Annotated in this window: 11 protein-coding genes and 1 riboswitch; of the genes, 3 read left to right on the forward strand and 8 right to left on the reverse strand. The window is 73.5% G+C overall.

Annotated features, from left to right (window positions below):
* Positions 1-272 precede the first annotated feature (272 nt).
* The gene (locus CIB93_RS18585) at positions 273-1,286 is read left to right on the forward strand and encodes an SCO1860 family LAETG-anchored protein (RefSeq protein ID WP_096628147.1); all 1,014 of its coding nucleotides are present in this window, start codon (positions 273-275) and stop codon (positions 1,284-1,286) included.
* Between the two features lie 151 nt (positions 1,287-1,437).
* Here the strand turns inward: CIB93_RS18585 and cobC are convergent, their stop codons facing one another.
* Entirely contained in the window at positions 1,438-3,063 is a 1,626-nt protein-coding gene (gene cobC / locus CIB93_RS18590) for an Rv2231c family pyridoxal phosphate-dependent protein CobC (RefSeq protein WP_096628149.1), read from the reverse strand.
* Between the two features lie 176 nt (positions 3,064-3,239).
* Between cobC and CIB93_RS18595 the strand changes: the two genes are divergently transcribed.
* Positions 3,240-3,962: a ZIP family metal transporter gene (locus CIB93_RS18595; RefSeq protein ID WP_096628150.1), complete on the forward strand. Its 723-nt coding sequence runs from the start codon at positions 3,240-3,242 to the stop codon at positions 3,960-3,962.
* Between the two features lie 47 nt (positions 3,963-4,009).
* On the opposite strand, the gene CIB93_RS18600 is transcribed toward CIB93_RS18595, so the two are convergent.
* The 7 genes from CIB93_RS18600 to CIB93_RS18630 all read right to left on the reverse strand — a co-directional run bounded on the left by CIB93_RS18600 (position 4,010) and on the right by CIB93_RS18630 (position 12,606).
* The gene (locus CIB93_RS18600; RefSeq protein ID WP_096628152.1) at positions 4,010-5,368 is read right to left on the reverse strand and encodes a cobyrinate a,c-diamide synthase; all 1,359 of its coding nucleotides are present in this window, start codon (positions 5,366-5,368) and stop codon (positions 4,010-4,012) included.
* On the reverse strand, positions 5,362-5,961 hold the full coding sequence (cobO, locus tag CIB93_RS18605; protein ID WP_015607771.1) for a cob(I)yrinic acid a,c-diamide adenosyltransferase: 600 nt from the start codon (positions 5,959-5,961) through the stop codon (positions 5,362-5,364). The genes CIB93_RS18600 and cobO overlap by 7 nt, the downstream gene beginning before the upstream one ends.
* Complete coding sequence (locus tag CIB93_RS18610) at positions 5,961-7,997, reverse strand: putative cobaltochelatase (protein ID WP_096628154.1); 2,037 nt, start codon at positions 7,995-7,997, stop codon at positions 5,961-5,963. The genes cobO and CIB93_RS18610 overlap by 1 nt, the downstream gene beginning before the upstream one ends.
* Positions 7,994-9,625, reverse strand: a complete 1,632-nt coding sequence (locus CIB93_RS18615; protein WP_096628156.1) for a cobyric acid synthase — start codon at positions 9,623-9,625, stop codon at positions 7,994-7,996. The genes CIB93_RS18610 and CIB93_RS18615 overlap by 4 nt, the downstream gene beginning before the upstream one ends.
* Before the next feature lie 40 nt (positions 9,626-9,665).
* On the reverse strand, positions 9,666-10,643 hold the full coding sequence (locus CIB93_RS18620) for a cobalamin biosynthesis protein (protein ID WP_096628158.1): 978 nt from the start codon (positions 10,641-10,643) through the stop codon (positions 9,666-9,668).
* A 126-nt stretch (positions 10,644-10,769) separates the two neighbouring features.
* Positions 10,770-10,927: riboswitch (cobalamin riboswitch) on the reverse strand.
* Between the two features lie 152 nt (positions 10,928-11,079).
* Positions 11,080-11,325 carry a hypothetical protein gene (locus CIB93_RS18625; protein ID WP_096628161.1) on the reverse strand — a complete coding sequence of 82 codons (246 nt, stop codon included), beginning with the start codon at positions 11,323-11,325 and terminating at the stop codon, positions 11,080-11,082.
* 12 nt (positions 11,326-11,337) lie between these two features.
* Positions 11,338-12,606 carry an inorganic phosphate transporter gene (locus CIB93_RS18630; protein ID WP_096628163.1) on the reverse strand — a complete coding sequence of 423 codons (1,269 nt, stop codon included), beginning with the start codon at positions 12,604-12,606 and terminating at the stop codon, positions 11,338-11,340.
* 277 nt (positions 12,607-12,883) lie between these two features.
* Here CIB93_RS18630 and CIB93_RS18635 point away from each other — a divergent pair, with 277 nt between their 5' ends.
* Positions 12,884-13,543, forward strand: coding sequence for a class II aldolase/adducin family protein (locus CIB93_RS18635; RefSeq protein ID WP_096628165.1), 660 nt, complete (start codon positions 12,884-12,886; stop codon positions 13,541-13,543).
* Positions 13,544-13,563 lie beyond the last annotated feature (20 nt).

Here is a 13,563-nt window from a genome sequence, read left to right on the forward strand (position 1 = left end):
TTGAAGCACTTCTGCGGATGATCCGGCGCTCCCGCCCGCCGTACGGCTCGCGCTCGGTGAAACGGGTGACGCGGGCGGGGCGCGGAGGAACGCACGTTCCGAAAGATTCGAATATGCGCGCGGAAACCACCCTTTGGGGTGAACTCACGCCAGGTATCCGCCAGTTCACCCACAGTGCGTAAAGATTCACGGAGTCGAGGCCGCCGGCGCGGGCGATGTCCCCCATTGGACCGTGCTGGTGGCTCCATGTCTCTTGTGGGGGTTCCACCACCTTGAACAGCAACACCTTCCGTCTCGCCGCACTGGCGGTCGCCGCCGCCCCCGTCGCTCTGCTCGCCGCTGTCCCCGCGCACGCAGCCCCGGCGACACCCACCACCGGCGGCGAGGGCAGGGCGAGCGCGGTCGTGCTCCGTACCGGGCTCGACATCTCGCTCCTCAACAAGTCCGTCCAGGTGCCCCTCAAGGCCACGCTCAACGAGGTGCAGGCCCCGGCCAGTGCCGAGGAGACCGCGCTGACCGTGGACCTGGACGGGGTGGAGGGCCGCCCGGTCAGCGTCCTGCGCGCCGATGTGGCCACCGCCGCCGCCACCGTCGACGAGCACAAGGCCGAGGGGTACACCAACCTGGCGAAGGCCCGGATCCATGTGCCCGGACTCCCGGGGCTCTCGCTCATCGAGGTCGAGAAGGTGACCTCCAAGGCACACTGCGAGGTCGGCAAGCAGCCCGTCGCCGAGTCGAACGTGCTCGGTCATGTCTCGGTGCTCGGCAAGAAGGTCACGCTCAGCGCGGGCGGCCCGACCCGGGTGTCGGTGCCGGGCGTGGGCGAGGTGGCCCTCGATCTCTCCAAGACGGTCACCACCGAGCGCACGGCCGCCGCCACGGCCCTCCGGCTCAAGGTCTCGGTGAACCCCCTGAATCTCAATGTGGCCGAGGTGGAGGGAGAGGTCACCCTCGCCGAGGCGACCTGCGAGACGCCGAAGAAGCCCACGACGCCCGAGGAGCCGGGCGGCACGGACGGCGGCGCCACGGGCGGTGACACCGGCGGTGACAAGGGCGACGGGGGCGCCACCGGAGACAAGGGGGATGACGGCAAGAGCGGCGGCGGCAACAGCGGCGACGGCCCGAAGACGCAGACCGGCTCCGACACCGCACCCACCGAGGCCAACCTCGCGGAGACCGGAGGCAGCGCCACCACCCCGTACATCGCGGGCGGAGCGGCCCTGCTGCTGGCCGTCGGCGCGGGCGCGACGGTGATGGCCCGCAGGCGCGGCAGCAGCCAGAGCTGACCGCCCCGGCCTGCTGACCGCCCCGGCCTGAGGGGGGGGCAAGCCCGAGGGGGCTGAGGGGGGCAAGCCCGAGGGGGCAAGTCCGAGGGGGCAAGTCCGAGGAGGGGGGGGCGGTGTTCGTGCGACGGATGCCGCCCCCCCTGCGGGTTCCTCAGCGCCCGGATCTCGCGGGCAGCGCCTGCACCGCCTGGTCCAGGGCCTGGAGGAAACGGTTGGTCGTGGCCCGGTCGCGGACCGCGAGCCGCAGCCACTGCGGCCCCAGCCCCGGGAACGTGTCCCCGCGCCGGGCCGCGAAGCCCAGCAGCCGCAGCCGCTCCCGGACCTCCGCCGCCCGCTCCAGACGCACCAGCACGAACGGCCCCCGGGCCGCCTCCACCGCCTCCACCTCGCTGAACTCCGCCAGCCCGGCCAGCAGATGGGCCCGGTCCACCGTGATCCGGTCCGCCGCCTCGGCCGCCTCCACCAGCGCCCTCGGCTCCATGCACGCCTCCGCCGCCGCCAGTGCCGGGGACGACACCGGCCACAGCGGCTGCGCCTCGGCGAGCAGGGCCACGGTCTCCGGGGCGGCCAGGACGTAACCGACCCGCAGCCCGGCAAGCCCCCACGTCTTGGTCAGGCTCCGCACCACCACGAGCCCCGGGATGTCCGTCCGCCCGCACAGCGCCTCACGTTCGCCCGGCACGACGTCCATGAACGCCTCGTCGACCACCAGCGTCCGCCCCGGTCTGGCCAGCCGCTCCAGCAGCGCCGCCGGGTGCAGCACGGACGTGGGGTTCGTCGGATTGCCGATCACCACGAGGTCCGCCTCATCGGGCACCGCCGCCGGATCGAGCCGGAAGCCGTTCTCGGCGCGCAGCAGCACCCGGCCCACCCCGTGCCCGGCCGCCCGGAGCGCCGCCTCCGGCTCGGTGAACTGCGGATGGACGACCACCGGATACCGGGCCGGAAGCGCACGGGCGATCAGGACGAACGCCTCGGCGGCGCCCGCCGTCAGCAGCACCCGTTCCACCGGCAGCCCGTGCCGCTCGGCGACGGCGGCGCGGGCGGAGGACCCGTCCGGATAGGCCGCCAGCGAGGCGATCGACGCGGCTATGCGCGTGCGCAGCCACTCCGGCGGGGTGTGGGTGCGGACGTTCACGGCGAGATCGGTCAGATTCTCGCCGCGCACCTCCGCGTCGCCGTGGTGCCGCAGGTCGGGCCCGGCGCTCTCGATGTTCTGTGTGGGGGGAGTCATGGCAGCCATGGTGAACGGACAGGGGCCTCCCGTCACCGGTGAGGTGGAAGTTTTCCCGGCGGAAACATCGGAAGGCCCCGCCGCGGCGGAAAACCGGCGGGCCACCGCGCAGGTCGCCGCCCCCTTCGCCCCCGTACTCCGGCCCGCGTCCTTCCCTGTACTTCCGCCCGCTGCGCGGGTCTTCGGCACCACGAGCTCGTCCGCGTCGATCAGCGCCGCCGCCTCGGCCACCGACGGCGTGCCCACCGCGGCGGCCACCGCGCCCGAGGGGTGCGGGACGCGCACGGCCGCCAGGGCCGCCGCCGGATGGGGCCGCACAGGCACCCCGAGCCGGGCCGCCGCCGCCACGATCCCCGGCTCGCCCGCCCTCGCGTCGACGGTCGCCACCTCCACGACGTCCGCCGTGCTCAGCCCGGCCCCGCTCAGCACCGCCTCGATCAGGGCGAACACCTCGTCGCCGGGGACACCGCGGCGCGCGCCGACCCCCACGACCAGACTGCGGGCGCCGGGCTCCGGTCCGGGGCCGACGGTTGCTCCGGTCATGGGCGGAGTCCTGCCTTTCAGGTCAGACGGTTCAGTGCGTACAGGGGAGGGGCGGGGCCGGTCCGTATACGGTCACGGGCCCGGCGGCACGGTCCGGCGGGGAGAGGGGCCGCGGACACCGCGGGTAAGGACACCCTGAGATGCGGGCGAAGGGGTCGATCGGCTAGCAAGACCCCATGGCGGTGTTCGTCGCGCTCGGCGCGTTCCTGATGACTCTGGCCGGCGGCTGGGTCGCGCAACGCGTCACCGACCGCCGCCATCTGGTGCTCGGCTTCGCGGGCGGCCTGATGCTCGGCGTGGTCGGCCTCGACCTCCTGCCGGAGGCGATCGAGGCCGCGGGGACCCCGGTCTTCGGGGTGCCCGCCGCTCTGCTGCTGTTCGTCGGCGGCTTCCTGGCGGCCCATCTGGTCGAGCGGCTGCTGGCCGCACGCCAGGTGGCCCATGGGGCGAGCGGCGAACGCGTACCGCAGGTGGGGCTGACGGCGGCGGCCGCGATGGTCGGCCACAGCCTGATGGACGGCGTCGCGCTCGGCGCCGCGTTCCAGATCAGCGGCTCCATGGGCGTGGCCGTCGCGCTGGCGGTGATCAGTCATGACTTCGCCGACGGATTCAACACGTACACCCTCACCAGTCTTTACGGGAACGCCCGCCGCAAGGCGCTCCTGATGCTGTTCGCGGCTGCCGTGGCCCCGGTCGTGGGCGCCGCGACGACGCTGCTGTTCACCCTTCCGGAGGAACTGCTCGGCGGCTATCTCGGCTTCTTCGGCGGGGCGCTGCTCTACCTGGCCGCCGCGGAGATCCTTCCCGAGGCGCACCACACCCATCCCGGCCGCTCCACCCTTCTCTGCACCATCGGGGGCGTGGGCTTCATCTGGCTGGTCGTCGGCATCGCGGAGTGAGCCGCGCGCACGCCCCGCAAGCCCCGGCGCGCCGGTCGCGCCGCCGCTCACCGCGCCCGGCAGTGTTCGACGAACCGCCGCGCCACGCCGGGCGTTGCCGCCCAGTGGGTGTGCAGATAGCTGGCGTGCACGCCCCGCTGGACGTAGCCCTCCACCCGCCGCTCCGGCTGGTGCATGCCCCAGGCGGGCGTGGCCCCCGCCCCCGGCTCCAGGACCGTCCGGTGGAACTCGTGACCGCGCATCCGGGTCCCGGCGACCGCCAGCGCACTGTCCGACACCGCCACCGCCTCCCGGTACCCGAGCGTGAGGCGCTCCGACATCCGGGCCTCGGCGTCCAGCACCCCGCACATCGGCTTCCCGTCCAGCTCCCGTGCCAGATACAGCAGCCCCGCGCACTCGGCGGCCACCGGGGCGCCGCCCAGGGCGAGTTCGGTCACCGCCCGCCGCAGCGGCTCGTTCGCCGACAGCTCGGGGGCGTACATCTCCGGGAACCCGCCACCGATCACGAGCCCCGCCGTACCGGCCGGAAGCTTCTCGTCGCGCAGCGGGTCGAAGACCACGACCTCCGCACCGGCCGCCGTCAGCAGTTCGGCATGCTCCGCGTACGCGAAGGTGAACGCCGCCCCGCCGGCCACGGCGACGACGGGGCGGGGCCCCCGCACGGAGGCGCCGAGGGCGTACGCCGGCTCCCACGCCTCGTCCGGCAGCGCGGGCGCGGTCCGGGCCAGCGCCATCAGCGCGTCCAGATCGCACCCGGCACGCACCCGCTCACCCATGGCCCGTACGGCATCCACCGCATCGCCCTGCCGCTCGGCAACCGGGACGAGACCCAGGTGACGTGAGGGCGTGGCGACCTGCGGGGCGCGCCGCAGCACACCGAGCACCGGCAGCCCCGACTCGTCCAGCGCATCGCGCAGCAGCGCCTCGTGCCGGTCGGAGGCCACCTTGTTCAGGATCACCCCGCCGATCCGCACCCGCGGGTCCCAGGAGGCGAACCCGTGTACCAGGGCCGCCACCGACCGGGACTGCGAGGAGGCGTCGACCACCAGCACCACGGGAGCCCTGAGCAACTTCGCCACCTGCGCGGTCGACGCCAGCTCCCCCTGACCCGAGGCGCCGTCGTACAGCCCCATCACGCCCTCGACCACGGCGAGGTCGCACCCCGCCGACCCGTGCGCGAAGAGCGGGGCGATCAGATCCGTCCCGCACATGTACGCGTCGAGATTGCGGCCGGGGCGACCCGTCGCCAGCGAGTGGTAGCCCGGATCGATGTAGTCCGGGCCCACCTTGTGCGGCGAGACGGCCAGCCCGCGCGCGGCGAAGGCGGCCATCAGGCCGGTGGCGACGGTGGTCTTGCCGCTGCCCGAGGCCGGAGCGGCGATGACCAGGCGGGGGACGTTCACCACTCGATGCCCCTCTGGCCCTTCTGCCCCGCGTCCATCGGGTGCTTGACCTTCGACATGTCGGTCACCAGATCGGCGGCCTCGATGAGCTTGTCGGGCGCGTTGCGGCCGGTGATCACCACGTGCTGGGTGCCGGGACGGTTCCGCATCACCTCGACGACCTCGTCGGTGTCGATCCAGCCCCAGTGCATCGGGTAGGCGAACTCGTCGAGCACATACAGCTTGTACGTCTCGGCCGCCAGGTCGCGCTTGACCTGCTCCCAGCCCTCGCGTGCCTTCTCCTCGTTGTCGAGCTGACCGTCGCGCTGGACCCAGGACCAGCCCTCGCCCATCTTGTGCCAGTCGACGGTGCCGCCCTCGCCGCTCGCGCCCAGCACCTTCAGCGCGTTCTCCTCGCCGACCTTCCACTTCGCCGACTTCACGAACTGGAACACCCCGATCGGCCAGCCCTGGTTCCAGGCCCGCAGCGCGAGCCCGAAGGCGGCCGTCGACTTGCCCTTCCCGATGCCCGTGTGGACGAACAGGAGTGGGCGGTTGCGCCGCTGACGGGTGGTGAGCCCGTCGTCCGGCACCGATGTCGGCTGTCCCTGCGGCATTAAGCGGCCCTCCCGGCTGCGGTGACGTCCTTGACGAGCCCGGCGATCGAGTCGGCCCGCAGCTCGTCGAGCGTGACGGCGGTGCCTCCCAGTTCCCGGGCGAGTTCCCCGGCGAGACCGAGGCGTACGTACCCCGACTCGCAGTCCACGACGACCGAGGCCGTCCCCTCGGAGCGGTGCAGCCGCCCGGCCCGCCCCGCGAGCGCCACGGGCTCGGGCCCGCCGGTCGCCCGGCCGTCCGTGACGACGACGAGCAGCGGCCGCCGCGCCGGATCGCGCAGCCGCTCCACCCGCAGCACGTCGTGGGCCTTGAGCAGCCCGGCGGCGAGCGGAGTGCGGCCCCCGGTCGGCAGCGACTCCAGGCGCGAGGCGGCCGCGTCCACGGACGAGGTCGGCGGCAGCGCCACTTCGGCGTCCTTGCCCCGGAAGGTGACCAGACCGACCTTGTCCCGCCGCTGGTAGGCGTCCAGCAGCAGCGACAGCACGGCCCCCTTGACCGCGCTCATCCGCTGCCGGGCCGCCATCGACCCGGAGGCGTCAACGACGAACAGCACGAGGTTGCCCTCACGCCCCTCCCGGGTGGCCTGCCGCAGATCGTCCCGGCGCACCACGAGCCCGCGCCCGGAGCGCCCGCGCGAGCGCTGGTGCGGGGCGGCGGCCTGCACGGTCGCGGCCAGGTGCAACTTGGTCAGCGATCCCTGCGGGCGGCGCGCGCCGGTGGTACGGCCGTGCTCGGTACGGGCCCGGGAGCGCCGCCCGGCAGCCCCCTCACCGAGCCCCGGCACGCTGAGCATCTTCGTACGGAACGGCTCGGCGGCGGCCACCGGCTGCTGCTCGGCCCCGGCGGACCGGCCGGGCGCGTCGGGAGCGCTTTCGGGGGCCTGCGACGGCGTGTCGCCGCCTTCGCCGGCCGGAGGAGGAGTGCGGTCGCCATCGGCCTGGGGCGGCACGCCACCGCCACCGCCACCATCGTCGTTGCCGCCGCCATCGGGATCGTCGTCGGGGTCTCCCGGGTCGCTGTCCTGCTCACCGGCCTCGTCGAGGGTCTGGTCGAGCTTGTCCTCGTCCAGCCCCGGCGCGTCGAACGGGTTGCGGCGACGCCGGTGGGGGAGCGCCAGCAGGGCGGCCTGCCGTACGTCGTCGGCGGTGACCTCCTCGCGTCCGGCCCAGGCGGCGAGCGCGGTCGCGGTACGGGCCATCACGATGTCGGCCCGCATCCCGTCGACCTCGAACGCGGCGCAGGTGGCGGCGATCTGCCGCAACACGCCGTCACCGAGCACGACGCGGGGCAGCAGGGCGCGCGCGGCGGCGATGCGCTCCCGCAGGGCGCTTTCCTCCGCGGCCCAGCGCGCGGCGAAGCCCTCGGGGTCGTCGTCGTACGCGAGCCGGCGCCGCACGACCTCCACCCGCTCGTCGGTGTCCCGGGACGCTGCCACCTCCACGGTGAGCCCGAACCGGTCCAGCAACTGGGGCCGCAGCTCGCCCTCTTCCGGGTTCATCGTCCCGACCAGCAGGAACCGTGCCGCATGCCGTACGGAGACGCCTTCGCGCTCGACGTACGAGGCACCCATGGCGGCCGCGTCCAGGAGCAGGTCCACCAGGTGGTCGTGGAGCAGGTTGACCTCGTCGACGTACAGAATCCCGCGATGCGCGTCGGCCAGCAGCCCCGGCTCGAACGCCTTCACGCCCTCCGAGAGCGCCCGCTCGATGTCCAGCGCCCCCACGAGCCGGTCCTCGGACGCCCCGACGGGCAGCTCGACGGTCCGTGCCGGGCGCGACACGCCGGGGGCGTCCGCGTGCGGCCCATCGGGGCACGCAGGATCGGGGGCCACCGGATCACAGGAGAACCGGCATCCCGGTACGACGGAGACCTCGGGCATGAGGGCGGCCAGCGCCCGGACGGCGGTGGACTTGGCGGTCCCCTTCTCGCCCCGCACGAGCACCCCGCCGACGGCCGGACTGACGGCGTTGAGCAACAGCCCGAGCCGCAGGTCGTCCTGCCCGACGATCGCGGTGAAGGGATACGGCGTACTCACTTGGCCTCCTCGTTGACATGCTCTTCAGCTTTGACGTGACCGGTCACTACAAGCCCCTCCGGCGATCGGGGAGCGGGGTCCGCAGCAGCGCCCCGGCTCTCCGACGACGCACCCGCCCCCGACGGCGGCGCCCCCGGCGGCACGAACGGCAACCCGGCCGGCGCCCCGCCCTCGATGAGCCGCCACAGCGCATCCGTATCCGCATGCTCCTCCACCAGATCCCCCAGCCGGTCCAACTGCTCCTCCCGCAACACCCCGAAACTCGTGTCCGGCGCAGGGACGAACCGTCGCCCGGCGGCCCGGGCCACCTCCGCCAGGAACCGCCGCCGGAACGCGTCGCTCTCCAGCGACCCGTGCCAGTGCGTCCCCCACACCGCACCCACCCGGCACCCGTCCAGGAACGGCTCCCCGCCCCGCACATCGGCCACCCCGTGGTGGATCTCGTACCCCTCCACCACCTCACCCAGCGCCGAACCCACCGGCCGCGCCAGCGTCTTGGCCCGGTCGAAGCGGACGGTCACCGGCAGCAGCCCCAGCCCGTCCACAACCCCTGCCCGCGACTCCACCTCGTCCTCGATCCGCTCACCGAGCACCTGGAACCCGCCGCAGATCCCCAGCACCGGCCGGCCCTCCGCCGCCCGCCGCACCAGCGCGTCCGCGAGACCCCGCTCGCGCAGCCAGGCCAGCGCCTTCACCGTGCCCCGCGTCCCGGGCACGACCACCAGGTCCGCGTCGGCCAGCTCCTCGGCCCGGTCCACGAACCGCACCACGACGCCCGGTTCGGCGGCCAGCGCGTCCACGTCCGTGAAGTTCGACATCAACGGCACCGCGCACACCGCGACCCGCAACACGTCCTCACCGTGCGGGGGAGCCACGACCGACTCCCGTACCGCACCCCGCAGGGACACCCGCAGGCCGTCCTCCTCGTCGATGCCGAGTCCGTGGGCGTACGGCAGAACTCCGTACGTCCGTCGCCCGGTCAGCCCGTACAGCATGTCCAGCCCCGGTTCCAGCAGCGAGACATCGCCCCGGAACTTGTTCACCAGGTAGCCCGCGACCAGCGACTGGTCCTCGGCGCCGAGCAGCGCCGTCGTCCCGAAGAACGAGGCGAAGACCCCGCCCCGGTCGATGTCCCCGACCACCAGCACGGGGAAGCGGGCCGCCCGCGCGATGCCCATGTTCACGATGTCGGTCCGGCGGAGGTTGATCTCGGCCGGCGAACCGGCCCCTTCGCAGATCACCGCGTCATAGGCCGACCGCAGCTGCTCCAGGCAGTCCGTGACCGTCCCGAGCAGCGCCTCCTGGCGCCCCCCGTGGTAGCCCCGGGCGCTCATCTCACCGACCGGCCTGCCCATCAGGACCACCTGGCTGGACCGGTCGCCGCCCGGCTTCAGCAGCACAGGGTTCATCAGGGCGGTCGGCTCCACCCGGGCCGCCTGCGCCTGCATCGCCTGGGCGCGCCCGATCTCCGCGCCCTCGCGGGTCACGAAGGAGTTGAGGGACATGTTCTGCGCCTTGAACGGCGCGACCTTCACGCCCCGGCGCACCAGCCAGCGGCAGATGCCCGCCGTGACGACGCTCTTGCCCGCGTCCGATGTGGTCCCCGCGACCAGCAGCCCACCACTCATGCCCGCTCCCGTTCCCGTATCGCGTTCCGTGCCGGACCGTTCATGACCGCCCCCGCTTTCGTCCCGCAGCCGACCGCCCGGTGGCCCGCCCCGCGACCATCCGCGCCGCCACGCACACACCCAGGGCCAGCGCACTCACCCGGCGCGACAGCCGCACCGCGCGTTCGATGTCGTCGCCGCGCACGTCCCGGCCGGACTCCCCGTTCAGTACGGGCCGGTGCTCCACGCGCCCCGCGTACGCCAGCGTTCCCCCCAGGCGTACGCCGAGCGCCCCCGCGAACGCGGCCTCCACCGGTCCCGCGTTCGGGCTCGGGTGGCGCCCCGCGTCCGCCTTCCAGGCGCGTACGGCCTCGGACGGCCGCCCGCCCGCCACCACGGCCAGCGCGGCCGTCAGCCGGGCGCCGGGCCACCCAGCGAGGTCGTCCAGGCGAGCCGAGGCCCAGCCGTAACGGCGGTGGCGGGGCGACTTGTGGCCGACCATCGCGTCGAGCGTGTTCACGGCCCGGAAGCCGACGAGTCCGGGCACCCCGCCGATGGCGCCCCACACGAGCGCGCCGACGACGGCGTCCGAGGTGTTCTCGGCCACCGATTCCACGACGGCACGGGCGATCCCAGGCCCGTCCAGGGAGTGCGGGTCGCGTCCGCACAGGTGCGGCAGCCGTTCCCGGGCCACCTCAAGGTCCCCGGCGGCCAGCGCGCCCCCGATGGCGCGGGCCTCCCGGCCCAGGGACGTACCGCCGACGACCGACCAGGTGGCGGCGGCGGTCAGCGCGACGGCGAGCGCGGGGCGCTCCCGTACCGCACGGGCGGCCAGCGCGGCGGCCCCCACGGCGCCTCCGGCGCACATGAGGGTGTGCAGCGCGCCCCGGCCCCGGTCGTCACGCCACAGCAGGGACTCCACCCGCGCGGCGGCCCGGCCGAAGCCGGCGACGGGGTGGCCCCGCCGGGGGTCGCCGAAGAGCGCGTCGGCGACCATTCCGGCCGTGGCGCCGTACGCGAAGAGGCGATCGGCACGCACGGCTCAGCCCGTCGTGGGTCGGGGCGTTCCGGAGTGAGGGGGCACTGGATGCGGCGCACGGCGGCCGGACATGGCATAGGTCCTTAACTCAGGGTCCGCGCCCTGGTTCGACGAGAGCGGCGACGAGAGTCTCCTGGCTCCCGGATCCGCAGCTCCCCCGGCCTTCCAGCCCGTGCGCGACGGGCCGTGACATCCGGTGTCCCGACAGGTCGTGACGTCCGGTGTGGGGGAGTGCTCCCCGGTGACAGTGGCGGGACCGCGCCGGATTCGCACCGGCTTCCTCTGCTGTCGCCGTGAATGGCTCCGGCAGTCCACCACGCTGCGAGAACAGCCGTCAACTTGCTGTTGACCTGCGGAGGCCCGGTGTGCGCAGACGCACATCGGGCCGGACACACACGAGGTGTGTCCGGCCCGATGAGGGGTGCCGTGGGACGCGTCAGGCGACGATCAGATAGATCCCGTACGAGACCGCCGCCGCGCACGCCGCGAAGCAGGCGTACGCGCTGGTGCGCGCCAGCGCGGCGGTACCGCCGGAGGCGCCGCTCCCGGAGCCGCTGCCGCCGGTCGGGGCCGACAGCTTGGAGAGGGCGACGATGCCCAGGGTGAAGACGCCGACCAGCGCGACGGTGATCACGAGACTGACACCGAAGACGGAGGCGAGAGCTGCCCAGTCGATTTTCATACGGATCTGTCCTTACACCGTGGCCGCGGGGCGGGGCGTGTCGTCGGGTGCCGCGGCCGGGGCCGGGATGGTGGTCGAGAGGTCGGAGACCGGTGCGCCCGCGGGGGGCGGGGAGACCGCGGCGATGGCGGTGGTGACGACGCCCTGCGGCTCGTTCGCCGTCGCTTCCTCGGTGTCGTTGACGTTGGTGTGGTCGACCGGCTGGCGGCGCGAGGCCAGCCAGATGGCGAAGGAGCCGCCGACCAGGATGGCCGCGGTGACGGCGACACCCCAGGGGCCCTGCTTGGTGAGGAACTCGGCACCCGCTCCGACCAGACCCGCGGCCGGGAGCGTGAGGCCCCAGGCGACGAACATCCGGGTGGCGGTGGACCAGCGGACCACGCCGCCCTTGCGGCCGAGGCCCGCGCCCATCACGGCACCCGAGCAGGACTGGGTGGTGGAGAGCGAGAAGCCGAGGTGCGAGGAGGCCAGGATGACGGTCGCCGCGCTGGTCTGGGCGGCGAAGCCCTGCGGCGGCTGGAGGTCGGTCAGGCCCTTGCCCATGGTGCGGATGATGCGCCAGCCGCCGAGGTAGGTGCCGAGCGCGATGGCGACACCGGCGGAGACGATGACCCACATCGGCGGGTTGGAGCCGGGGGCGAGGACGCCGCCGGTCACCAGGGCCAGGGTGATGATGCCCATCGTCTTCTGGGCGTCGTTGGTGCCGTGGGCGAGCGAGACGAGACCGGCCGAGGCGATCTGTCCGGCCCGGTAGCCCTTGGCCGTCGACTTGAGCTGGTTCGGGTCGGTGACGTTCCGGTTGATCCGGTACGTCAGCCGCGTGGCCAGCATCGCCGCGAGACCGGCGACCAGCGGAGCGGCGATCGCGGGCAGCAGCACCTTGGTGACGACGGTGCCGCCGTTGATCGAGGACCAGCCGGCCGACATGACCGCGGCGCCGATCAGACCGCCGAACAGGGCGTGGGAGGAGCTGGAGGGCAGGCCGACCAGCCAGGTCAGGAGATTCCACAGGATGGCGCCGACGAGCGCCGCGAAGATGACCTCGGTTCTGATGCCGTCTTCGTTGACGATCCCGCCGGAGATCGTCTTGGCGACCTCCACCGACAGGAAGGCGCCGATCAGGTTGAGAACGGCGGACATCGCCACCGCTGTCTTGGGCTTCATCGCGCCGGTCGAGATGGTGGTCGCCATCGCGTTGGCGGTGTCGTGGAAACCGTTCGTGAAATCGAACACGAGAGCTGTTACGACCACAATCGCAAGCAGCAGCGTGATGTGTTCCATTTACCCAGGCAATCGTTCGGCGTCAGTGGCTCGTGGACCGTAGGCAACCTGGGTGAACGGAAGATGAACTGAGCAGGGCGCTGTGGTGACCCCAACCAGAGGCGACTGATTCCGCTTGTGTGCGGGAGGGGCGGTGGGAGTCCCCTGGGGCGCCGTCTGGTCTGCCCTTTACCGCTCGTTGGTGAAGTTTTTGGCGGGCGTTTCCGGCCCCGGAAGAGATCCCGGTCACGTGGGGCACGACGTTCCGGTTTCCGTCTCCCGCCCCTACGCTCGCCCCATGAGCGAGCAGCAGCCGGAATCCGTCGCCCGGGTCTGGGAGGAGGTGGTCGCGACCGCCCGCCGCAGCGCCGCGGACGGCCTCGTCGTCGGCACCTCGGGCAATGTGTCCGCCCGTGCCGGAGACCTGGTCCTGGTGACGCCCAGCGGGGTGCCCTACGACCGGCTCGGCCCCCGTGACACGGTCGGCGTCGACCTCGACGGCCGCCAGGTCATCGGGGACCTCCGGCCGACCAGCGAACTCCCCCTCCACCTCGCGGTCTACCGCGAGACCGGCGCCGCCGCCGTGGTCCACACCCACGCGGTGCACGCCACCGCCGTCTCCACGCTGCTGCCCGAGGTGCCGCTCGTGCACTACGCGGCCGCCATCCTCGGCGGTCCCGTCCGCACCGCCGCCTACGCCCGCTACGGCACCCCGGAGCTGGCCGACGCCATGCTCGCCGCCCTGCGCGACCGCACCGGCTGCCTCCTGGCCAACCACGGCACCGTCACCTACGGCGACACCCTCGACCAGGCCTACGAGCGCACCGCCCAGCTGGAGTGGCTGTGCCGGCTCTGGCTCACGGCCGACTCCGTACCGGGCCGCACCCCGGCACTGCTCAGCGAGGCCCAGCTCGCCGAGGTGACCGAGGCGCTCAGGACCTACGGCCAGCCGGGCTGATCCGGAGCGCCCGGGCGCGG

Source organism: Streptomyces sp. WZ.A104 (assembly GCF_002382885.1).
Classification (GTDB): domain Bacteria; phylum Actinomycetota; class Actinomycetes; order Streptomycetales; family Streptomycetaceae; genus Streptomyces.